The organism is Streptomyces sp. NPDC012510 (genome assembly GCF_042955065.1).
Classification (GTDB): Bacteria; Actinomycetota; Actinomycetes; order Streptomycetales; family Streptomycetaceae; genus Streptomyces.
Genome location: NZ_JBIBEN010000002.1, coordinates 305,327 through 325,388, shown reverse-complemented (window position 1 = coordinate 325,388; position 20,062 = coordinate 305,327). Strand labels below are relative to the sequence as shown.

Genomic DNA, 20,062 nt, shown 5'->3' with positions numbered 1-20,062 from the left:
GGGATCAGGGTGCCGGGTGGGGTGGCGAGGCGTCCACTGCGAAAAACCCGTGCGTGATCTGCGTCGAATCATTATCTTGAACGACCATGCAGGAAAATAGAGTCATGAACGAAGAGCTGGTGGGCCGCGAGCGGATCGTCCACGTGGACGGCATCGAGCTGTGGGCCGAGGAGTTCGGCGGTCCCGAGCATCCGGTCGTGCTGCTGGTGATGGGTGCGCAGGCGCAGGGTGTCCAGTGGAACGACGGGATCGTGCGGCGGCTCGTGGAAGGGGGTCGGCGGGTCATCCGTTACGACCACCGCGACACCGGGCGGTCCTCCGTCGTCGACTTCGCCGTCCGGCCGTACACCGTCGCCGACATGGCCTCGGACGTGCTCGCCGTGCTGGACGCGTTCGGGGTGGCGCGGGCGCATCTCGTGGGGGCCTCGCTGGGCGGGATCATCGCGCAGCGGATCGCCGTCACCGATGCGGAGCGGGTGCTGACCCTGACGAGCCTGTCGTCCCAGCCGCTGGGTACGGACATGGCGGCGGTGGTGGGCCGGGCCATGGCGGGGGAGCCCCCGGCGCCCGGTGAACTTCCGCCGCCCAGTGCCGAGTTGCTCGCCGCGCTCGCCACCACACTCCCCGATCCGGAAGCCGGCCTGGAGGGCCACCTCGCCCTCCGGCTGCCGCTGTGGCGGGTGCTGCACGGCTCGGTGCTGCCGTTCCACGAGGAGGAGTACCGGGCCATGGAGCGGCGGGTGTACGAGCGGGCGCGCGATCTGACCGCCGGGTTCAACCACACGCTCGCGGGGGCGGCCGGTGGGGACGACACCGCTGCCCTCGCCTCCGTCAAGGCGCCGACGCTCGTGCTGCACGGCAGCGAGGACCCGATGTTCCCGCCGGCGCACGCGGAGGCCACCGCAGCCGCCGTTCCGGGCGCGAGGTTGGTCATGATCGACGGGCTGGGGCACACACTGCCCACGGCGCTGGATGCCCGCCTGGCCGAGGAGATCCTGCGGCATACGGCCTGACGGCGGCACACGGCCTGACGGCGGCACACGGCCTGTTCGGCCGGACACAGCCTGTTCGGCCGGACACGGCCTGGCGGCCACCGCCGCATCACCGGTTCGGCGTGACCACGCGGCGGCGGTCACGCCGAACCGGAACCGGAACCGGAACCGGAACCGGAACCGGAACCGGAGCCGGAGCCGGAACCGGAGCCGGAACCGGAGTTCGCTCAGCGTAGATTCGCGCCGAACATCGCGTCCGTCGCCGGGCCCGCCACGTCCCCGGGGCCGAACGCCAGGGCCGACGTGGTGGTCAGCCCGGTCGCGGTGCCGCTCAGGATCCAGACGGCTCCGTTGTCGCTGTTCTCGTGGGGGGCACCGACGGCGAGGTCGGGGTGGCCGTTGCCGTTGAAGTCCAGCAGGGCCGTGGCGGAGCCGAACTTGTCGTCCTTCTCGGCGACTCCGGGCACCCCGGCGGTGTTCTGGTGGAAGACCTGGGTGCCGGCGCCCGTGATGCCGGAGGCGCCGCCGCGGACCAGGGCGACCGATCCGGTGTTGACGATGTCGTCGACGTCCTCGTACGCGATGCCGAGGGCGAGGTCGGCGTAGCCGTCGCCGGTGACGTCGGCGACGGAGACCGCCGAGCCGACCAGATCGCCGTCCTCCTGCACGCCGGGGAAGCCTGGCAGGTCCTGGTCGAAGGTCAGGGTGTTCGCCTCGGAGGGGCCGGTGGGGGAGCCGTAGGCCACGCGAACCTGGTCGGACCAGCCCTCCGCGCCGACGACCACGTCGTCGTAGCCGTCGCCGTTCACATCGCCGATGCCCGTGCCCGCCGGGTCGCGGCTCACGTCGTCCCCGGGCACCCAGCCCCGGGTGAAGCCCGAACTCCCGCCCAGGAGCAGGCGGTTGCCCCACGTACCGTCGCCCGTGTAGTGCCACTGGACGATGTCGTCGCGGCCGTCGCTGTTGACGTCCCCGACCTGGCCGGAGACGACCGGGCCGGTGATGGAGGACGGCCCGTTCTCACAGCCGCCGCCGGTCGCACAGGACGCGTCGTCCTCGTCCCAGCCCCACCACAGGGACTTGTCGAGGAGGTCGAGTACGGCGGTGGGCCGGCCGGTGCGGGAGACCGGGCCCTTCCACAGGGCCGCCGGGGCGCCCTCGGGGTCGTCGCCGCCGACGGACTGGGCGGAGAAGAGCGCCAGGTCGGTCTTGCCGTCACCGTCGAAGTCGCCCGCCTGTGGGGCCGCCCCGTAACCGGCGATACTCGTCCCGCCGGTCAGCCCGGAGGCCGACCCCCAGACGATCACGGAGCCCGCCGTGCCGCCCGCGATCACCAGGTCGCCGTAACCGTCCCGGTCCAGGTCACCCTTGGTGAACGTCGAGCCGAAGCGCTGGTTCGCGGTGGCGGAGCCGGGGACACCGCTCGTCGAACGGCTGACGAGCTTCTTCTTCGTGGGGGAGAGCCCGCTCGGCGAGCCGTACATGACGGCCACGTAGCCCGCCTTGGCGGCCCCGGACACCGTGGCGTTCGGGGCGGCTATGACCAGGTCGGCGTACCCGTCGCTGTTGAAGTCGTCCGCCACGCCCACGGAGGCGGTGGCCGCCGAGGCGGGGCCGAGCGACCAGGCGGTCAGGCCTCCGGCCAGCAGTACCACCGCGGCCAGGGGTGCGCTCACTCGTGCCGCGCGGGTGGTGCGTCGTGCTCCTGCTCGAGACATGCACGTGCCTTTCGAGTCGGCGGGTCCGGCTGGGGATGGGCAGACGGACGGACGGATGAACGTACGGGCGGACGGCTGGAAGCGCCGTGTCCGTGTAGTCCGACTCGAAGAGGGCTTCACCGGTTGTATGTGCGAATGTCATGGGTGCGTAACTGACGAAGAGCCCCTGGACGCGAGGTGTCCAGGGGCTCCGTGGGAGTGCAGCGAGCCCCCGGCCGCCGGACCGGGAGCTCGTCTGTCACGCCACGCCGTGGGCCCGGCCCGGCGTCTACCAGATCGCCTCGACCCACTCCGGGTGGTCGATGAACGGGTTCCGGTTGCCCTGGTAGTCGTCGTAGATGATCTCGTTGCGGCGCTCCTCGAAGGAGTCCGGCGGGTCCTCGTCGTTCCAGGCCTTCAGTACGGAGAGACGGCCGTGGAAGCGGGTGCCGCCGTTGGTGACGAGGTCGTTGGGCTCCAGGTTGGGCCGGCCGTCGTCGCCCTCGTATCGGACGGCCATGTAGAGGATCATGCGGGCCACATCGCCCTTGACCGCATCGCGGGGCTCGAAGGAGTTGGAGTCGACGAGGCTGCCACCGCTGTTGGTGAAGGTGCTGCCGCCGTTGTCGAAGTCCAGGTTGCCGCGGCGGGCGTTGACCTGGACGTCCTCGGCGCGCAGGTGGTGCAGGTCGGTGCCCGGGCCGGCGGAGGTGCCGAAGTCGCCGTGGGACTGTGCCCACACGTGCTCACGGTTCCAGTTGCCGGTGTTGCCGCCGTTCAGGGACTTGCTGCGGGAGATGCCGCTGTACAACAGCTTCACGTTGGCGCTGTTGTTGGGGTCCTGGTCGGTGACCTTCAGCGCGTTCCAGACCGCCGAGTACGAGATGGTCGTGTGACCGTCGATGATCGAGTGCAGCGAGGACTTCAGGGCCGTACCGGTCTTGCCGATCGCGTTCGCGTAGTACGTGTCGTCGTACGCGGTCGTCGTCGCCGAGGCGGGGGCGGCGGTGGCCGTCGGCAGGACGAGACCGACGAGCACGGCCGACGTCGCGAGTGCGACCGTCTTCCAACTGCGTATCCGCGCAGCGGGCATGTGGGGTGTCCCTTCCCAGAGGGCCGCGTGGACCGAGGAGTTGCCGGGGGAGCTCGGTCTACGCGGGTTGACTGTGTGGGTAACCGAGAGATTGGCATGGACGGGTCAGTCCATGTGTTACGGGAGGGAGGCGATTCGATGACGAAACGGCCAACACGGGAACATGCGTGCCGCCACTCGCCTCCGCATGCACCGACTCGAGGGGAGCCCCTCATTGACGTGCGGAGCAAGGCGTGCTGGGCGGGGTGAATCTGCCGTAAGTCAAGGGCCGTTGGTGGCAACCCTGTTGATTGGCTGTCAGTCTTTCCTGTGTGGTCATCCTCGCGTTGACTCCCGCTACCGCCCGAGAACGGAAAAGCATGCTGTCCACCGTGAAGAGACCCACTCGACTGAAGAGTAAATCGGTCAACTGACTTGATATCTATAACATCGCGGATACTTTCGCGCATTAAGGATGAGAGCGCGCTCGCCGTATGGCGTCGACCACAGGTGATGCTGTGGACCGCGGCGGGTGTGGTGGCCCTGGGGTTCCTGGTCGCGCTGGAGATCGCCGCACGCCAATACGGTCAGCCCGGGCCCCTCACCAACCAGGCGCGCGAGGTGGTGCTCGCCCCCAAGTCGGGCCCGCTGCTGTACGCCAGCATGGCGTTGACGATGGTGGTGCTCACCTGGCGCCAGCGGTTCGTCGCGGCCGCCGTGGCGATCGGGATCGATGTCGTCTTCTTCCTGGTGCGGTGGACGCTCGACGCCGACATGATGTTCGGCAACGGCGCGTTGTGGGTGGTCCTCGGCTGCGCGGTCATCGCCGTCACCCGCCGCACCGGCCGGGAACGCCTCCTGCTGCTGAAGGGCGTCGGGCTGGGTCTGTTGCTGGTGGCCGGCCGCAAGACCGGCGACGCCTGGCTGCTCATCACTTCGAAGACGCGTCCGATGGTGCTCGACCAGTACCTGGCGACCGCCGATCACGCACTGGGCAACCCGTCGTGGCTGGTGGGCCGGATGGTCGAGGCCACCGGCCCGGTCGGCTCCACCCTTCTCGACTGGGTCTACGTCCAACTCGCGGTGGCCGCGGTCGTCGTGGCGCTCTACCAACTGCGTCATGTGGCCGCCGAGCGCCGTTTCCCCCGCCACCACCTCGTGCGCACCTTCCTGACGATCGGTCTTTTCGGGCCGGCCGTCTACATGATCTTCCCGGTGGTCGGACCGGTCTTCGTTTACGGCGACGGCGCGTTCGGCACCGGCGGCGGGCCCTGGGCGCTGGCCGACCTGTGGCCCCACACGCCACCGCCGCTCGGCGCTCCGCACGCGATGCCGTACGACGAGATCACCCCACGCAACTGCATGCCCAGCCTGCACACGGCCTGGGCCACCGCGATCTTCATCCACTCCCGCAGGGCGCCACGAGCCCTGCGCTACGCAGGAACGTTTTGGTTGGCCGCCACGCTCTGCGCGACGCTGGGCTTCGGCTACCACTACGGCGTGGACCTCATCGCCGGTGTGGTGTTCACGCTCACCGTGGAGGCGGCTGTGCGCACCTACGACCGTGGCTGGGACCGGTCGGGGGCCGGGCTGGTCGCCTACGGGGCGACGGTCTTCGCCGCGCTCCTGGTCTCGTACCGCTATCTGCCGGTGGAGATGGCGCGGCACCCGTGGGTGTTCGGCCCGCTTCTTCTGCTGGTGATGGCCTCGGTGATCCACGGCTACGTACGCGTCGACAGACGGTGGGTGCGGGAGGCCGTACCGTCGGCACGGCGACCTGAGCAGCGGTCAGAATCGCAGCCCGAACTGGTCTGAGGGGCCCGGGGATCCGGGACGCGGCCGGGCGTGCAGGGGAGGGGAGCCAGGGAGGAAGGCCGAGGCGCGCCGGGAGTGGCGCGCCTCGGCCTTCGGCGGCGCGCCTCAGCCTTTCAGTCGCTCCCGCAGTGCGTCGATGTCGGGCAGGAACCACGTCTGCCGGTTGCGGTTGCACTCGCGGACGAAGTCGCTCAGGGCCGAACTGGCCGCCGTGTGGCGGGAGATGTCCCCGATGACGGCGAGGCCCACGCGGTACTGGACGAACTTCTGGATGATGTCTCCGGCGAGGCGGGTGCGGAGTTGGAAGAACGCCTCGTCGAACCGCTCGGCGGGGATGGCGACCCACTCGGCGCCCTGGTACCCGGCGTCTCCGATGAGGTCCAGCGCGTCGCTCTCGCGGGCGATCGCCTCGCCCTCGGGGGCGCACAGGAGAACGGGCACATCGTGGATCGTCTGCAGGGTGGTGGTCATGGAGGGCGAGACTACGTCGGCGCCGGCCGGGCGTACGGCCCGGGGGAGACCGCCTCGTCCCGTCCGAGGGTCGTGACGCGGGAGGTCCCGCCGAAGGGCGAGGGCTCGCGCCGGCCGTCAGGCCCCTGACTCCGGGGCCGGCTTCCCGATCCCGTTGAACAGGGCCAGCTCCAGCAGGTCGGGGCTCGACTCGGGCCGGCCGACGCCGGAGGGGGCGAGGCGCTCGGTGGCGGCTGTCGAAAACTCTTTCTGCGAACGTACGTACAACTTTCGGTCATCCTCGCGAGTCGAGTGAGGTGAACCCGCCTGTAGTGGGTTCTTGTCGCTCTAAGGGATGGGAAGCGTTTCATGACTCACCGGATATCGGGGGTATCCCGGGTGTCGCGGACGTCCGGACGGACGCGGGTAGTGGCTGTGGGGATCGGTGCGGGGATGGTCCTGTCGTCGGCGGTCGGCGCGTTCGCGCCGGCGGCCGTCGCGGCGCCGCCGACGGTCAGTTGTACGTCCGGGCAGGCCGGACTGGCCGAGAAGCTGAAGAAGGACATCACGGCGGCGCTCGCCAAGCGCAAGGGGACCGTGGCGGTCGGGCTGTACGACCGGGTGACGAAAACGACCTGCACGCTGCGCGGCGACATGGCCTACGACTCGGCCAGCGTCGTGAAGGTGACCGTGCTCGCGGCCCTGCTCTGGGACGCCAAGAAGACCAACCGGTACCTCACCGACCGCGAGACCAAGCTCGCCACCGCCATGATCACCAAGTCGGACAACGCCTCCACCAGCACGCTGTGGAAGCAGCTCGGCATGAAGAAGATCAAGGGCTTCCTCACCGCGGCGAAGATGACCCAGACCAAGCCCGGTGCCAACAACTACTGGGGCCTCACCCAGATCACCGTCCGGGACGAGCAGCGGCTGCTCGCGCTGCTCACCGCGAAGAACACCGTCCTGAGCGACAACTCCCGCGCGTACGTCCTCAAGCTGATGAACCAGGTCGTCTCCTCGCAGCGCTGGGGCACCCCGGCCGGGGCGCCCTCGACCGTGAAGGTGCACGTCAAGAACGGGTGGCTGTCCCGCGCCACGCACGGCTGGCGGGTGCACAGCGTCGGCACGTTCAAGGGCGGCGGCCGGGACTACACGATCACCGTCCTCACCCACGGAAACGCCGACATGAAGTACGGCGTGAACACCATCCAGGGCGTCGCCAAGGCCATCCACAAGGACCTCGTGCCCGTCACGACGTCCGCGAGCACGCAGCGGTACGTGCCCACCGACCAGCCGCGGGAAGCGACCGTGCCGGTGCCGGAGGCGGCCGGCACCACCGGCGGCTGATATCCGGACGTTCACGGCGAGGCCATCTCCGCATCACCGGCATCGTCCTACCGTGACGCCATGCCTCTGAGAACGCTCCTCGCCACCCTCACCGCCGGCCTGGCGGCGGCCACGACCACCCTCGCCGCCGCCGGGCCGGTGCACGCCGACTCGCCGCAGGACAACGCCTGTTCGTCGTCCGTGTCCATCCAGCGGTACTCCGACGCCCTCGACAAGACGACGTACGAGGGCACCTTCGTCGGCAACTTCTCCGGCCTCGCCGTCGACCGCGACGGTTCGCTCCTCGCCGTCTCCGACCGGTCCTCCCTCTTCTCCCTGGACCCCCGCACCCTCCAGCCGAGGGGCGTCGTCCCCCTCGCCACGGAGACCGGCGCCGCGCTCGACTCCGAGGGACTGGCCGTCGACCGGGACGGCAGCCGCCTCGTCACCTCGGAGACCGAGCCGTCCGTACGCCGGTACGACCGGGAGGGCCGCGTCCTGGGCAGCCTCCCCGTGCCGGACGCGCTGAAGGTCGCCCCGGCCGGGCGGGCCACCGCCAACCAGACCTTCGAGGGGCTCACCCTCCTGCCCGGCGGGCGCACCCTGCTCGCCTCGATGGAGGGCGCGCTCTCCGGTGACAGCCCCGGGGTCGTCCGCTTCCAGACCTGGCGGCGGCACGGCGGCGGCAAGGACTTCCGGCTCTCCACCCAGTACGGCTACCGCGCCGACACCGGGCTCGGCGTCGTCGAGGTCGCGGGCCTGCCGGGCGGGCGGCTGCTCGTGCTGGAGCGCGGGTTCACCGCCGGTGTCGGCAACACCGTGCGGCTGTACGCCGCCGACACGCGCCGTGCCACGGACACCTCCGGTGTCGACGTCCTCACCGGGCAGGACGGCGACCGTATACGGCTCCTCCGCAAGACACTCCTCGCCGACCTCGTGAACTGCCCGACCCTCGGCGCCACCGCCAAGCAGCCGCAGCCGAACCCGCTGCTCGACAACATCGAGGGCATGGTCGTCACCGGGCAGCGGCAGCGGCACGGGGGCCGGCTGAACGTGCTGCTGGTCAGCGACGACAACCAGAACGCCGTCCAGACCACCCGGTGCTACGCGCTTCGGGTCCGGGTGGCCTGACAGGCCCGGCACTGTCGCGAAAGGCCGGTGCTCGCGCGGACGAGGGAGCCGCCCGCGTGAACCGCTGGGGGCCTCTCGTCCGATGAGGGGGTGTGAGCCAAACGAACCGGGGGAGTCCGGGCGACGCCGAGCTGATGCGGGCCGTCGCGGACGGGGACCGTCGCGCCTTCGAGGAGCTGTACCGGCAGTACGCGCCGTGGCTCGTGCTGCGGCTGCGCGGGCGGTGCGCCGATCCGGTGCTCGTCGACGACGTCGTCCAGGAGACGTTCCTCGACGTGTGGCGCGGAGCCGCCCGCTACCGCCGCGAAGGCGATGTGGCCGGCTGGCTGTGGCGGATCGGGTCGCGACGCCTGGTGGACGCGTTGCGGGGCGACGGGGCCCGGGGGCGGATGCGCCAGGCGCTGGCCCGGCTGCGCCATCGCGACGAGGCGTCCGCCGAGGAACAGGTGCTGGCCCGGGTCCGGTACGGCGACCTGGCCGGCTCGCTCGCCGGGCTCTCGCCGGAGCTGCGCGCGGTGTTGCAGGCCACGGTGATCGACGGCCTGACGACGCGTGAGGCGGCCGTACTGCTGGGCATTCCGCCGGGCACGGTCAAGACCCGGGCCATGCGCGCCCGGAGGCAACTGCGGGAGGGCCTGACATGAGCTGGCACGCCGACGACGGGGACCTGCGGGACTACGCGCGAGGGGTGCTGGCGGCCCCCCGCCTGTGGTCCGTCGAGACCCATCTCGCCGCCTGCGCCGACTGCCGGGCCGCGCTCTCGGCCCATATCCCGACCGCCGAGATCAACGCGGGCTGGGCCCGGCTGGACGCCGAACTGGACGCCCCCAGGCCCGGACCGGTCGAGTCGCTGCTGATCCGGGTGGGCGTCGCCGACCACACCGCGCGGCTGCTCGCGGCGACCCCGGCGCTGCGCCGCTCCTGGCTCGGCGCGGTGGCGCTGACCCTGCTGCTCGCGGTCGGTGTGGGGCTGGCCGCGTCGCCGCTGATGCTGCTGGCCACGGCGCCGCTGCTGCCGCTGGTGGGGGTGGCGGTGTCGTTCGGGCCGGGGCTGGACCCGACGTACGAGATGTCCGTGGTCGCCCCGATGCACACCTTCCGGCTGCTGATGGTCAGGACGGTCGCCGTGCTGTCGACGACGACGGCACTCAGCGGGCTGGCGAGCCTGGCGCTGCCGTCGTACGGGCTGGCCGCGCTCGGCTGGCTGCTGCCGGCGCTCGCGCTGACCTCGGCCGGTGTCGCGTTGACGGCCCGGCTCGGGCCGGTGCTCGCGCCGGTGCTGGTCGGTGCCGGCTGGACCGCCCTGGTGGTGCTGAGCGTCCTGCCGGCCTCCGGTACGCCGCTGCCCTTCACCGCCGCGGGGCAGTGCGCGGCGGCGGCGGTCGCGACGGTGGCGACGGTGCTGCTGGTGGCGGCGCGGGACCGCTTCGACAGCGGTCGCCCGCTCGGTCCCTCGTTCCGGGCGCCCCGATCGCTTCGATTTCTTCGCTCTCTTCGCTTCGCAGCCAGGAGGCTGTCATGACACGACCCCCGGTCAACCGGCCCACGGTCACCCCGCCCACGGTCTCGGCCGCCGGGCTGACCCTGAGCTATCGCGGTACGAGGGCGGTGGACGATGTGACGCTGCGGCTCACCGAGGGCGTCACGGGCCTGCTCGGACCGAACGGCGCGGGCAAGACGACGCTGTTGCGGATCCTGGCGACGGCGACCCCGCCGGACAACGGGGCGTTCACCGTCCTCGGCCACGATCCCAGCACGGTCCGAGGACGCCAGGACGCCCGCAGAGCACTGGGCTATCTGCCGCAGAACCCCGGATTCCACCCGGACTTCACCGCCTTCGAGTTCATCGACTACGTGGCGATCCTCAAGGAGTTGACGGACCGGAGTACCCGGCATGCCGAGGCCCGGCGGGTCCTCGACGCGGTCGGTCTCGCGGAGGTGCGCGGCAAGCGGATCCGGAAACTCTCCGGCGGTATGCGGCAGCGGGTGGCGCTGGCGGCGGCCCTGGTCGGCGATCCGGGGTTCCTGGTCCTCGACGAACCCACGGTCGGGCTGGATCCGGAGCAGCGGATGCGGTTCCGGGAGCTGATCGCGGAGGCCGGTGAGGGCCGGACGGTGCTGCTGTCCACCCATCAGACGGAGGACGTTGCGATGCTGTGCCACCGGGTGGTCGTCATGGACAAGGGCCGGGTGCGGTTCGACGGTACGGCCGCCGCGCTGACGGCGGTCGCCGACGGCCGGGTGTGGAGCAGCGCCGAGCGGCAGCCGGGCGCCAGAGCCGGATGGCGCACCGGGACGGGCGAGTTCCGCAACGTCGGCGATCCACCGGCGGGCGCCCGGCTGGTGGAGCCGACGCTGGAGGACGGTTATCTGCTGGCACTCGGCGGCGACACTCCGGCGGAGGTGCCGGCATGACGGCCGTGACCGAGGCCCCGGCCGTGACACCGGCCCCGGCGCCGACCGGGGACGCGCGGCGGGCGGTGCTCGCGCTGGCCCGGGTGGAGGCCCGGCGTCTGCTGCTGCACCCCCTGTTGCTGGCCGCCCTGGCGGCATACCTGACCGTGCTGCTGTGGCCGGGCGGCGAGCCGGAGGACGCCTATCCGGTTCTGCAGGACCTCGACCGCGAGACCCAGCTGGGACAGCTGCTCCTGGGCCCGGTGGTGATGATCGCCGCCAACCTGGCAGTGCTGCGCTCACACCGGCACGGCACCGACGGGCACTTCGCCGTGCTGGTACTGCGGCCGTGGCAGCGCACCTGTGCGCATCTGCTGTCCGTGCTCCCGACGGTGCCGGTGACGGCGTTGCTCGTGGCCGTGCAGTTCACGGCCGGGGCGTCGCAGCCCGGGGCGGTGGGGCACGGGTCGGTGTTCGAGCTGCTGACCGGGCCGCTGCTGGTCCTGGTCTCCGCGGTCCTCGGGGTGCTGCTCGGACGGGTGGCCGGGTCGGCGTTCGTGGCTCCCCTGGCCGCGGTCGCCCTCCTGGCGGGCATCTTCATCTTCGCGGCCTCCCCGGAACCGGGGTCCTGGCTGCGCAGCGTGTTCCCGGTCGTGGTCGACGAGGGCAGGCGGCCACTGCCGTCGGACCTGCTGGGACGGCCCGCCGGATGGCACGCGCTGTACCTGCTGGCGCTTTCGGTACTGGCGGCGGCGGGGGCGGTCCTGGTGAGCGGTGGCCGGACGCGGGCCGTGCGGGTCACCGTCGTGGCGTCGCTCTGCGTGGTCGTGGCCGCTGTGGTGTTCCAGGGCATGGCACCCTCGGACGCGGTGCGGGAGGCACGGGAGGTGGCGACCCGTGACCCGGCGGCGGTGCAGGACTGCGAGCGGAGCGGGGCGACGACGTACTGCGCCTTCCCCGAGTTCACCCCCTGGGTTGACGAATGGGCCCGGGTGACGGACAAGGCCCGGTCACTGGCCGGCGGTCCGGAGGCGACGCGGGCCCTGACCGTACGGCAGAAGGTCGCCGCCCTCGACGGACCGTCGGGCATCTCGGAGCTCTCGCCCGCCGCCCCCGGCGAGTTGACGGCGAGCACGGCGTGGGGCGGCCAACGGGAGCTGGAGTTCGCCGCGAGTGTCGCCCGGGGACTGGTGGTCGGGCACGAACGGTACGGCGGAGCGCACTGTGACGCGCGGGGCGTTCTGATGGTCTGGCTGGCGATCCGGGCGACCCGGGACGGCGAGACCATGTTCGAAAGGACCGGGGACGACTACAACAGCCCCGGTGTGATCCAGGCGCCGGTCTCCGCGATCTCCCTGCGGGACCGCGAGTACGCCGTGGTCCAGCGGCTGCTCGCCGAGCCCCGGTCGGAGGTGGACCGCAAGGTGAAGGCGTCCTGGGCGGAGCTCTCCGCGCCCGGTACGACCACCGACCGCGCGGCCGCCCTGCTCGGCGTCACCGCCCCGGCGGAGACGGCCGACGACCGCGCATGGATGTGCGCGTGAGGCGGCGGCGGGGGTCGGTGACGGCGGTTCGGGCACGGCGGGGGTCGGTGACGGCAGTTCGGGCACGGCGGGGGTCGGTGACGAGGGCTCTGGTACGGCGGGCGTCGGTGGCGGCGGCTCTGCTGCGTCCCACGCTGCGGTCCCTGCCCTGGCCCCTGTTCGCGGCGGGCTGGGGGCTTGGGCTGGCCATCGCGGCCGTACCGGTGCTGTTCTCGACGGAACTCCCGGCGCCGTTGCTGGTCAACGTGGTGCGGGCGGCCGCGCTGTGCGGCGCGGTGGGGATGGCGTTCGTCCTGGACGATCCCGCCCGGCACACCACCGGCGTCCCTCCTGTGCCGCGTCCGCTGCGGCAGGCGTTGCGAGTGGTCGTGGTGTGGCTGATGGGTGCGGTGTGGTGGACGGCGGTGCTGGGTGTGGTCCGGGCGGGCGCCGACACCGCGTCATGGGCCGGGCTGCCGGTGGGGCCGGTGACGGTCGAGGCAGGCGCGCTGTCCGGGCTGGCGCTCGCGCTCGCCGGGGCGGTGGTGCGGTTCAGCGGGACGCGGGCGCCGGGACCGGCCGTGGCGGGCGCCGCGCTCGCGCTGCCGGTCGGTGCCGCCGCGCTCCTCCCGCCCCGATTCGCCCTCTTCGTGTCCCCGAGCGACCCGGGCTGGGCGGACGCCCACGTGCTGTGGGCCGGAATCCTGATCACCGCGCTCGGCACCTGGGCGCTGTGCGGACCGGAGCCGCGCCGCCGACTCGGTGGCCGCTTCCGGCGCGGTGGCGGTGGGTGACGGTTCTGCCGGGTTGCGAGTCGGCGACGGACCGTTCGGAACGGTGGATTCCGGGCGATCGTCGAGCCATGCCCGAACTTACCGACAAGCAGCCCTCCGGCGCAGAGGGTGCCCTCACCGCAGGGTGCCTCCTCCTTCTCGTACTGGTGGCGGACGCGGCAGCCGGGCTGCTGGTCGTCATCCTGCTCGCCGGCCGAAGACTGGGCCGGCCGGACGCCGGCTCCGGACAGACGGCGACCGGCGTGCCGCCCCTGGACTGGGCGCCCGTGCTGGGCTTCGGCGCTCTGGCCCTGGCGGTCGGCGTAACCGCCGTCGTGCTGCTGCGGATCGGTCACCACGTCATCGGGGCGGTGCAGTTGACGCTCTGTGCCTTCCTGGCAGTCCACGCGCTGGGGTACTGGCCCTGATCCCGGATGCGGACGGAGGGGCTGTGTGACGGGACGCGCGCCCCATCGGGGTCTCGTCACACGCCCCATCGGGGTCTCGTCACACCCCCCATCGGGGTCCCGTCACACGCCCCATCGGGGTCCCGGCACGCGTCCCGACGGTCCGGGCAGGGAACAATGAGGGCTGTACCCAACGGTCGACCCTTGCGGAGGAGCGGGAAATGCAGGACGCGCGAGCGGGGCAGGTCGCCGGACCCGACGACCTCGTCGATGTGGCCCGGCTGGTCACGGCGTACTACGCGCTGCACCCCGACCCGGCCGAACCGGGGCAGCGGGTGGCGTTCGGTACCTCGGGGCACCGCGGCTCGTCCCTGGCGGCGGCGTTCAACGAGGACCACATCGCGGCCACCAGCCAGGCCATCTGTGAGTACCGCGCCGCCCAGGGCACCGACGGCCCCCTCTTCCTCGGCGCCGACACCCACGCCCTCTCGGAGCCCGCCCGCATCACGGCGCTGGAGGTCTTCGCGGCCAACGACGTGACCGTCCTCATCGACCAGGCCGACGGCTACACCCCCACCCCGGCCGTCTCGCACGCCATCCTCACCCACAACCGGAACCGCACCTCGGCGCTCGCCGACGGAGTCGTCGTCACCCCCTCGCACAACCCGCCCGCCGACGGCGGCTTCAAGTACAACCCGCCGCACGGCGGCCCCGCCGGCTCCGAGGCGACCTCCTGGATCCAGGACCGCGCCAACGAGATCATCACCGGCGGGATGAAGGACGTACGGCGCATCCCCTACACCCGAGCCCTGACCGCCCCCGGCACCGGCCGCCACGACTTCCTCGGCGCCTATGTGGCCGACCTGCCGAACGTCCTGGACCTGGAGGCGATCCGGTCAGCGGGCGTGCGCATCGGCGCCGATCCGCTGGGCGGCGCCTCGGTGGCGTACTGGGGCCGTATCGCCGAGCAGCACCGCCTCGACCTCACGGTGGTGAACCCGCTCACCGACCCCACCTGGCGCTTCATGACGCTCGACTGGGACGGCAAGATCCGTATGGACTGCTCCTCGCCGTACGCCATGGCCTCGCTCATCGAGGGACGCGACCGCTTCGACATCGCCACCGGCAACGACGCCGACGCCGACCGGCACGGCATCGTCACGCCCGACGGGGGCCTGATGAACCCCAACCACTATCTGGCCGTGGCGATCTCGTACCTGTTCTCCCACCGCCAGCAGTGGCCCGCCGGCGCCGGCGTCGGCAAGACCCTGGTGTCGTCCGGCATGATCGACCGGGTCGCGGCGGACGTCGGCCGCCCGCTGGTCGAGGTCCCCGTCGGCTTCAAGTGGTTCGTGGACGGCCTGTCCGACGGCACGCTCGGCTTCGGCGGTGAGGAGTCGGCGGGCGCGTCCTTCCTGCGCCGGGACGGCTCGGTGTGGACCACCGACAAGGACGGCATCATCCTGGCCCTGCTCGCCTCCGAGATCACGGCCGTCACCGGCAAAACCCCCTCGCAGCACTACGCGCGGCTCACCGACCGCTTCGGCGCCCCCGCCTACGCCCGCGTCGACGCCCCGGCCACCCGCGAGGAGAAGGCCCTGCTCGCCAGGTTGTCCCCGCGCCAGGTCACCGCCGACACCCTCGCCGGCGAGCCCGTCACCTCGGTCCTCACCGAGGCCCCCGGCAACGGCGCCGCCCTCGGCGGTATCAAGGTCGCCACCGACAACGCCTGGTTCGCGGCCCGCCCCTCCGGCACCGAGGACGTCTACAAGATCTACGGCGAGTCCTTCCTCGGCCCGGACCACCTCCACCAGGTCCAGGATGAGGCCAGGTCCGTGGTCCTGGCGGCGCTGGGCGCCTGACGCGGAAAGAGGGCAGGGCAGGGGTCTTCACCCTCGCCGCCGCCAAGCGCCAGGCCGCGGCCGCCTGGGGCGGCGCTGAGTCGGGCGCATCGGGAGCCACCGGCCGAGTTCTGGACAGGCGCCTCCTGGGCCAGAACGCCCGATGACCTCTGCTCCCCGGGACGGGCCGCCGAACAGCGGACCTCCCCGGGACGGGCCGCCGAACAGCGGACCTCCCCGGGACGGGCCGCCGAACAGCAGCGTCGTCGCCACGGCTGCGCGGCAGCGTCGTACGAGAACGCCGTGAGCAAGTGCCACAGCCGGGCCCGAGCCGCCAGGCCCGCGCTGAGGGAGACCACCCACGGCCGGGACGTCGCCGAGAAGACGGCCGCGACGGACCCCGTCGCCTGGGCGGCTCTCGCGAAGGCGAGGGAGCACGGCGGCGACAGGACCGCCGCCTACGACGCGTACCGGCAGGCGGCCCGGGCAAGCGGCCCGGCCAGGCGACGCTTGGGCCTGGCCGGCCATGGCCCGGGGGCGGGAAAGCGAGCGGCCCACACCCGGTAGGGGCCATGGGGCCCGGCCCCGTGAGGGCCCCACGGCCGGCCCCCGTGGGCCGCGGGACGGAACCGTTGCGGCGGGATGAAATCCGCTGCTCCCGACGTTGGTGTCTTCCGGACGATCCGGACGACGAGGAGGGCACCGGCGTGGCAGTGCGACAGGGGGGCGACCGAGGGTGGGCGCGCAGACTGGCCGGATACGCCTGGCGGTACCCCAAGGACGTGATCCTCGCCCTCGGCTCCTCCCTCGCGGGTATGGCCGTGATGGCCCTGGTCCCCCTGATCACCAAGGTGATCATCGATGACGTGATCGGGGACAACACCCGGGACATGGCCCCCTGGGCGACCGCTTTGATCGGCGCGGCCCTCCTCGTCTACGTCTTCACCTACATCCGCCGCTACTACGGCGGCCGCCTCGCCCTCGACGTCCAGCACGACCTCCGCACGGAGATGTACGGCACGATCACCCGCCTCGACGGCCGCCGCCAGGACGAGCTGTCCACCGGCCAGGTCGTCGGGCGCGCCACCAGCGACCTCCAGCTGATCCAGGGCCTGCTCTTCATGCTGCCGATGACCATCGGCAACATCCTGCTGTTCCTGATCTCGCTCGTGATCATGGCGTGGCTCTCCCTGCCGCTCACGCTCGTCGCCCTCGCCGTCGCCCCCGCCCTGTGGTGGATCGCCGAGCGCAGCCGTACCAAGCTGCACCCCGCCACCTGGTACGCCCAGGCCCAGGCCGCCGCCGTCGCGGGCGTCGTCGACGGCGCCGTCAGCGGCGTACGCGTGGTGAAGGGGTTCGGGCAGGAGGAGCAGGAGACCGGCAAGCTCAGGGAGGTCGGGCGGCGGCTCTTCGCGGGGCGGCTGCGCACCATCCGGTTCAATTCCCGCTACACCCCCGCCCTCCAGTCCGTCCCCGCCCTCGGCCAGGTCGCCATGCTGGCGCTCGGCGGCTGGCTCGCGGTGGGCGGGCACATCACCCTCGGCACCTTCGTCGCCTTCTCCACGTACCTCGCCCAGCTCGTCGGCCCGGTCCGCATGCTCGCCCTGGTGCTCACCGTCGGCCAGCAGGCGCGGGCCGGTACGGAACGCGTCCTGGAGCTGATCGACACCGAGCCGACGCTCGCCGACGGCACGAAGACCCTCCCGGCCGACGCGCCCGCGACCGTCGAGTTCGACGACGTGTCCTTCGGATACGAGAGCGGCTCCGGCACGACCAGCCCCGTCCTCGACGGGCTCAGCTTCGAGATCCGGGCCGGCGAGACCCTCGCGGTCGTCGGGTCCTCCGGCTCCGGCAAGTCCACGGTCTCCCTCCTCCTCCCGCGTTTCTACGACGTGACGCGCGGCGCCGTCCTCATCGGCGGGCACGACGTCCGCGAGCTGACCTTCGAGTCGCTGCGCGCCGCGATCGGCCTGGTTCCGGAGGACTCCTTCCTCTTCTCCGACACCGTCCGCGCCAACATCGCGTACGGCCGCCCGGACGCGACCGACGAGCAGATCGAGGCCGCCGCCCGCGCCGCCCAGGCGGACCGTTTCATCGCCGAGCTGCCCGAGGGCTACGCCACCAAGGTCGGCGAACACGGTCTCACCCTCTCCGGCGGCCAGCGCCAGCGTGTCGCCCTCGCCCGCGCGATCCTGACCGACCCGCGCCTCCTCGTCCTCGACGACGCGACCTCGGCGGTGGACGCCCGCGTGGAGCACGAGATCCACGAGGCGCTCAGGCAGGTCATGCGGGGCCGCACCACTCTTCTCATCGCCCACCGCCGCTCCACCCTCGGCCTCGCCGACCGCATCGCCGTCCTCGACGAGGGCCGTCTCGCCGACATCGGCACCCATGAGGAACTGGAGCGCCGCTCGGCCCTGTACCGCCGCCTGCTCACCGACCCCGACGAACTGGGCGGCGTCTCTCCCGGCCACATCCCCCGGGCCGCCCACTCCCTGACCAAAGAGGACGCCTCCGTACGCGACTCGATAAGGGACGAGCTGGACGCGGAGTTCGACGCCGAGCGGGGCATCACGCCCCGGCTGTGGACCGGCGACCGGGAGCCCCGCGACACCGCGTTCGCCGGCACCCCCGCCACCCCCGAACTCCTCGCCCAGGTCGAGGCGTTGCCCCCGGCGACCGACACGCCGGACATCGACGAGGGCCGCGCGGTGGCGCCGGAGGAGTCGTACGGTCTGCGGCGGCTGCTGCGCGGCTTCGGGCTGCCCCTGCTGTTCAGCCTGGCGCTGGTCGCCGTCGACGCGGGCATGGGGCTGCTGCTGCCCGTGCTGATCCGGCACGGCATCGACGAAGGGGTCTCGCAGGCGGCCCTCGGCGCGGTCTGGGCGGCGTCCCTGCTGGGGCTGCTCGCGGTCCTCGCCCAGTGGGCGGCCCAGATCGGCGAGATGCGCATGACCGGGCGTACCGGCGAACGCGTCCTCTACTCCCTGCGCCTGAAGATCTTCGCCCAGCTCCAGCGGCTCGGACTCGACTACTACGAGCGGGAGTTGACGGGCCGGATCATGACCCGGATGACGACCGACGTCGACGCCCTCTCGACGTTCCTGCAGACCGGTCTGGTCACGGCCTTCGTCTCCGTCGTCACCTTCTTCGGCATCATGGGCGCCCTGGTCGTCATCGACGTACAGCTCGCCCTCGTCGTCTTCGCCACGCTCCCGCCGCTGATCGTCGGCACCGTCTTCTTCCGCCGGGCGAGCGTGAAGGCGTACGAGCTGGCCCGTGAGCGGGTGTCCGTCGTCAACGCGGACCTTCAGGAGTCGGTGGCCGGGCTGCGGATCGTGCAGGCGTTCCGGCGCGAGCGGGACGGAGGCGAGCGGTTCGCGGCCGGCAGCGACAGCTACCGCAGGGCCCGTGTCCACGGCCAGTGGCTGATCTCGGTGTACTTCCCGTTCGTGCAGTTCCTGTCCTCGGCGGCAGCGGCGGCCGTCCTGATCGTGGGCGCCCACCGGGTCGACGCCGGCACCCTGACCACCGGCGCGCTGGTCGCGTACCTCCTCTACATCGACCTCTTCTTCGCCCCCGTCCAGCAGCTCTCCCAGGTCTTCGACGGCTACCAGCAGGCCACCGTCTCCCTGGGCCGCATCAAGGAACTCCTCCAGGAGCCCGCGTCGACGAAATCCGCCGACGAGCCGCTGGAGGTGCTGTCGCTGCGGGGTGACATCACCTTCGAGGACGTGGACTTCGCTTACGGCGCCGCCGTCGAGGGGGAAGCGGCCCTGAGCGGGGTCGGGCTCACGATCCCCGCCGGGCAGACCGTCGCCTTCGTCGGTGAGACCGGCGCCGGCAAGTCGACGCTCGTCAAGCTGGTCGCCCGCTTCTACGACCCCACCGGCGGCCGGGTCACGGTCGACGGCACGGATCTGCGCGACCTGGACCTCACCTCATACCGGCACCGGCTCGGTGTCGTCCCGCAGGAGGCGTACCTCTTCCAGGGCACGGTCCGGGACGCCATCGCCTACGGTCGCCCCGACGCCACCGACGCCGAGGTGGAGGCCGCCGCGCGTGCCGTCGGCGCCCACGACATGATCGCCACCCTCGACGGCGGCTACCTCCACGAGGTCGCCGAACGCGGGCGCAACCTCTCCGCCGGACAGCGCCAACTGATCGCCCTGGCCCGCGCGGAACTGGTCGACCCCGACATCCTGCTCCTCGACGAGGCGACGGCCGCGCTGGACCTGGCCACGGAGGCCCAGGTCAACCAGGCCACCGACCGCCTCGCCGGCCGTCGGACCACGCTCGTCGTCGCGCACCGCCTCACCACCGCGGCCCGCGCCGACCGTGTCGTCGTCATGGACCACGGCCGGGTCGCCGAGGACGGCACCCACGACGAACTGCTGGCGCTCGACGGACGGTACGCGGAGCTGTGGCGGACGTTCGTGGGCGAGCCGGCGGTGAGAGCGTAGAGCTCAGCCCCGCGTCCATTCCTGTGGGAGGCGGTCGACCTCACGCTGTTCCGGTTCGGCAGCGCCGGGCTCGCCCGTGCCTGCCAGTTCGTTGCGGACGCGTTTCAGTTCGGCGGCCAGGTGGGGAGCGACGACGGACAGCTCATCTCTTCGCGAAGTCCGTGGGCACTCTGCGATG

The 20,062-nt window shown here is 72.1% G+C and carries 17 protein-coding genes; 13 read left to right on the top strand and 4 right to left on the bottom strand.

Annotation, left to right across the window (positions count from 1 at the left end):
• Window positions 1-104 precede the first annotated feature (104 nt).
• Window positions 105-1,013, top strand: coding sequence for an alpha/beta fold hydrolase (locus tag ACFY9I_RS04265; protein ID WP_390996421.1), 909 nt, complete (start codon window positions 105-107; stop codon window positions 1,011-1,013).
• 206 nt (window positions 1,014-1,219) lie between these two features.
• Here ACFY9I_RS04265 and ACFY9I_RS04260 read toward each other — a convergent pair whose 3' ends face one another.
• Both ACFY9I_RS04260 and ACFY9I_RS04255 read right to left on the bottom strand, forming a co-directional pair.
• Window positions 1,220-2,710: an FG-GAP-like repeat-containing protein gene (locus ACFY9I_RS04260; protein ID WP_390996418.1), complete on the bottom strand. Its 1,491-nt coding sequence runs from the start codon at window positions 2,708-2,710 to the stop codon at window positions 1,220-1,222.
• 268 nt (window positions 2,711-2,978) lie between these two features.
• Window positions 2,979-3,782 (bottom strand): endonuclease, encoded by an 804-nt coding sequence (locus ACFY9I_RS04255; protein ID WP_390996415.1) that lies wholly within the window; start codon window positions 3,780-3,782, stop codon window positions 2,979-2,981.
• Between the two features lie 492 nt (window positions 3,783-4,274).
• Here ACFY9I_RS04255 and ACFY9I_RS04250 point away from each other — a divergent pair, with 492 nt between their 5' ends.
• Window positions 4,275-5,576, top strand: coding sequence for a DUF5933 domain-containing protein (locus ACFY9I_RS04250; protein ID WP_390996413.1), 1,302 nt, complete (start codon window positions 4,275-4,277; stop codon window positions 5,574-5,576).
• A 105-nt stretch (window positions 5,577-5,681) separates the two neighbouring features.
• Here ACFY9I_RS04250 and ACFY9I_RS04245 read toward each other — a convergent pair whose 3' ends face one another.
• Window positions 5,682-6,047: a DUF4180 domain-containing protein gene (locus ACFY9I_RS04245; protein ID WP_390996411.1), complete on the bottom strand. Its 366-nt coding sequence runs from the start codon at window positions 6,045-6,047 to the stop codon at window positions 5,682-5,684.
• 117 nt (window positions 6,048-6,164) lie between these two features.
• Complete coding sequence (locus ACFY9I_RS04240; RefSeq protein WP_390996408.1) at window positions 6,165-6,314, bottom strand: hypothetical protein; 150 nt, start codon at window positions 6,312-6,314, stop codon at window positions 6,165-6,167.
• Between the two features lie 81 nt (window positions 6,315-6,395).
• On the opposite strand from ACFY9I_RS04240, the gene ACFY9I_RS04235 reads away from it, so the two are divergent.
• From ACFY9I_RS04235 to ACFY9I_RS04185, 11 genes are all read left to right on the top strand, one after another.
• The gene (locus ACFY9I_RS04235; RefSeq protein ID WP_390996405.1) at window positions 6,396-7,373 is read left to right on the top strand and encodes a serine hydrolase; all 978 of its coding nucleotides are present in this window, start codon (window positions 6,396-6,398) and stop codon (window positions 7,371-7,373) included.
• Window positions 7,374-7,433: 60 nt separating this feature from the next.
• Window positions 7,434-8,483: an esterase-like activity of phytase family protein gene (locus tag ACFY9I_RS04230; RefSeq protein WP_390996403.1), complete on the top strand. Its 1,050-nt coding sequence runs from the start codon at window positions 7,434-7,436 to the stop codon at window positions 8,481-8,483.
• A gap of 134 nt (window positions 8,484-8,617) precedes the next feature.
• A complete protein-coding gene (locus ACFY9I_RS04225; protein ID WP_390997011.1) occupies window positions 8,618-9,127 on the top strand; it encodes a sigma-70 family RNA polymerase sigma factor in 510 nt (169 codons plus the stop codon).
• Window positions 9,124-10,005 carry a zf-HC2 domain-containing protein gene (locus tag ACFY9I_RS04220; protein WP_390996400.1) on the top strand — a complete coding sequence of 294 codons (882 nt, stop codon included), beginning with the start codon at window positions 9,124-9,126 and terminating at the stop codon, window positions 10,003-10,005. Before ACFY9I_RS04225 ends, ACFY9I_RS04220 begins: the two co-directional genes overlap by 4 nt.
• On the top strand, window positions 10,002-10,898 hold the full coding sequence (locus tag ACFY9I_RS04215) for an ATP-binding cassette domain-containing protein (RefSeq protein ID WP_390996397.1): 897 nt from the start codon (window positions 10,002-10,004) through the stop codon (window positions 10,896-10,898). Before ACFY9I_RS04220 ends, ACFY9I_RS04215 begins: the two co-directional genes overlap by 4 nt.
• Window positions 10,895-12,421, top strand: coding sequence for an ABC transporter permease (locus ACFY9I_RS04210; RefSeq protein WP_390996395.1), 1,527 nt, complete (start codon window positions 10,895-10,897; stop codon window positions 12,419-12,421). Before ACFY9I_RS04215 ends, ACFY9I_RS04210 begins: the two co-directional genes overlap by 4 nt.
• A gap of 77 nt (window positions 12,422-12,498) precedes the next feature.
• Window positions 12,499-13,194 carry an ABC transporter gene (locus ACFY9I_RS04205; protein ID WP_390996392.1) on the top strand — a complete coding sequence of 232 codons (696 nt, stop codon included), beginning with the start codon at window positions 12,499-12,501 and terminating at the stop codon, window positions 13,192-13,194.
• Between the two features lie 68 nt (window positions 13,195-13,262).
• Complete coding sequence (locus tag ACFY9I_RS04200; protein WP_390996390.1) at window positions 13,263-13,601, top strand: inner-membrane translocator; 339 nt, start codon at window positions 13,263-13,265, stop codon at window positions 13,599-13,601.
• Between the two features lie 200 nt (window positions 13,602-13,801).
• Entirely contained in the window at window positions 13,802-15,442 is a 1,641-nt protein-coding gene (pgm, locus tag ACFY9I_RS04195; protein ID WP_390996388.1) for a phosphoglucomutase (alpha-D-glucose-1,6-bisphosphate-dependent), read from the top strand.
• Window positions 15,443-15,724: 282 nt separating this feature from the next.
• Window positions 15,725-15,988, top strand: a complete 264-nt coding sequence (locus tag ACFY9I_RS04190; protein WP_390996385.1) for a hypothetical protein — start codon at window positions 15,725-15,727, stop codon at window positions 15,986-15,988.
• Between the two features lie 140 nt (window positions 15,989-16,128).
• Complete coding sequence (locus ACFY9I_RS04185) at window positions 16,129-19,884, top strand: ABC transporter transmembrane domain-containing protein (RefSeq protein WP_390996382.1); 3,756 nt, start codon at window positions 16,129-16,131, stop codon at window positions 19,882-19,884.
• The last annotated feature ends 178 nt before the right edge of the window (window positions 19,885-20,062 follow it).

What these genes read in the sequence shown, in the direction of transcription:
- ACFY9I_RS04255 (WP_390996415.1), bottom strand. Translation starts at nt 3,782, where the DNA reads ATGCCCGCTGCGCGGATACGCAGTTGGAAGACGGTCGCACTCGCGACG.
- ACFY9I_RS04210 (WP_390996395.1), top strand. Translation starts at nt 10,895, where the DNA reads ATGACGGCCGTGACCGAGGCCCCGGCCGTGACACCGGCCCCGGCGCCG.
- ACFY9I_RS04265 (WP_390996421.1), top strand. Translation starts at nt 105, where the DNA reads ATGAACGAAGAGCTGGTGGGCCGCGAGCGGATCGTCCACGTGGACGGC.
- ACFY9I_RS04215 (WP_390996397.1), top strand. Translation starts at nt 10,002, where the DNA reads ATGACACGACCCCCGGTCAACCGGCCCACGGTCACCCCGCCCACGGTC.
- ACFY9I_RS04245 (WP_390996411.1), bottom strand. Translation starts at nt 6,047, where the DNA reads ATGACCACCACCCTGCAGACGATCCACGATGTGCCCGTTCTCCTGTGC.
- ACFY9I_RS04225 (WP_390997011.1), top strand. Translation starts at nt 8,618, where the DNA reads ATGCGGGCCGTCGCGGACGGGGACCGTCGCGCCTTCGAGGAGCTGTAC.
- ACFY9I_RS04200 (WP_390996390.1), top strand. Translation starts at nt 13,263, where the DNA reads ATGCCCGAACTTACCGACAAGCAGCCCTCCGGCGCAGAGGGTGCCCTC.
- ACFY9I_RS04250 (WP_390996413.1), top strand. Translation starts at nt 4,275, where the DNA reads ATGCTGTGGACCGCGGCGGGTGTGGTGGCCCTGGGGTTCCTGGTCGCG.
- ACFY9I_RS04235 (WP_390996405.1), top strand. Translation starts at nt 6,396, where the DNA reads ATGACTCACCGGATATCGGGGGTATCCCGGGTGTCGCGGACGTCCGGA.
- pgm (WP_390996388.1), top strand. Translation starts at nt 13,802, where the DNA reads ATGCAGGACGCGCGAGCGGGGCAGGTCGCCGGACCCGACGACCTCGTC.
- ACFY9I_RS04230 (WP_390996403.1), top strand. Translation starts at nt 7,434, where the DNA reads ATGCCTCTGAGAACGCTCCTCGCCACCCTCACCGCCGGCCTGGCGGCG.
- ACFY9I_RS04220 (WP_390996400.1), top strand. Translation starts at nt 9,124, where the DNA reads ATGAGCTGGCACGCCGACGACGGGGACCTGCGGGACTACGCGCGAGGG.
- ACFY9I_RS04260 (WP_390996418.1), bottom strand. Translation starts at nt 2,710, where the DNA reads ATGTCTCGAGCAGGAGCACGACGCACCACCCGCGCGGCACGAGTGAGC.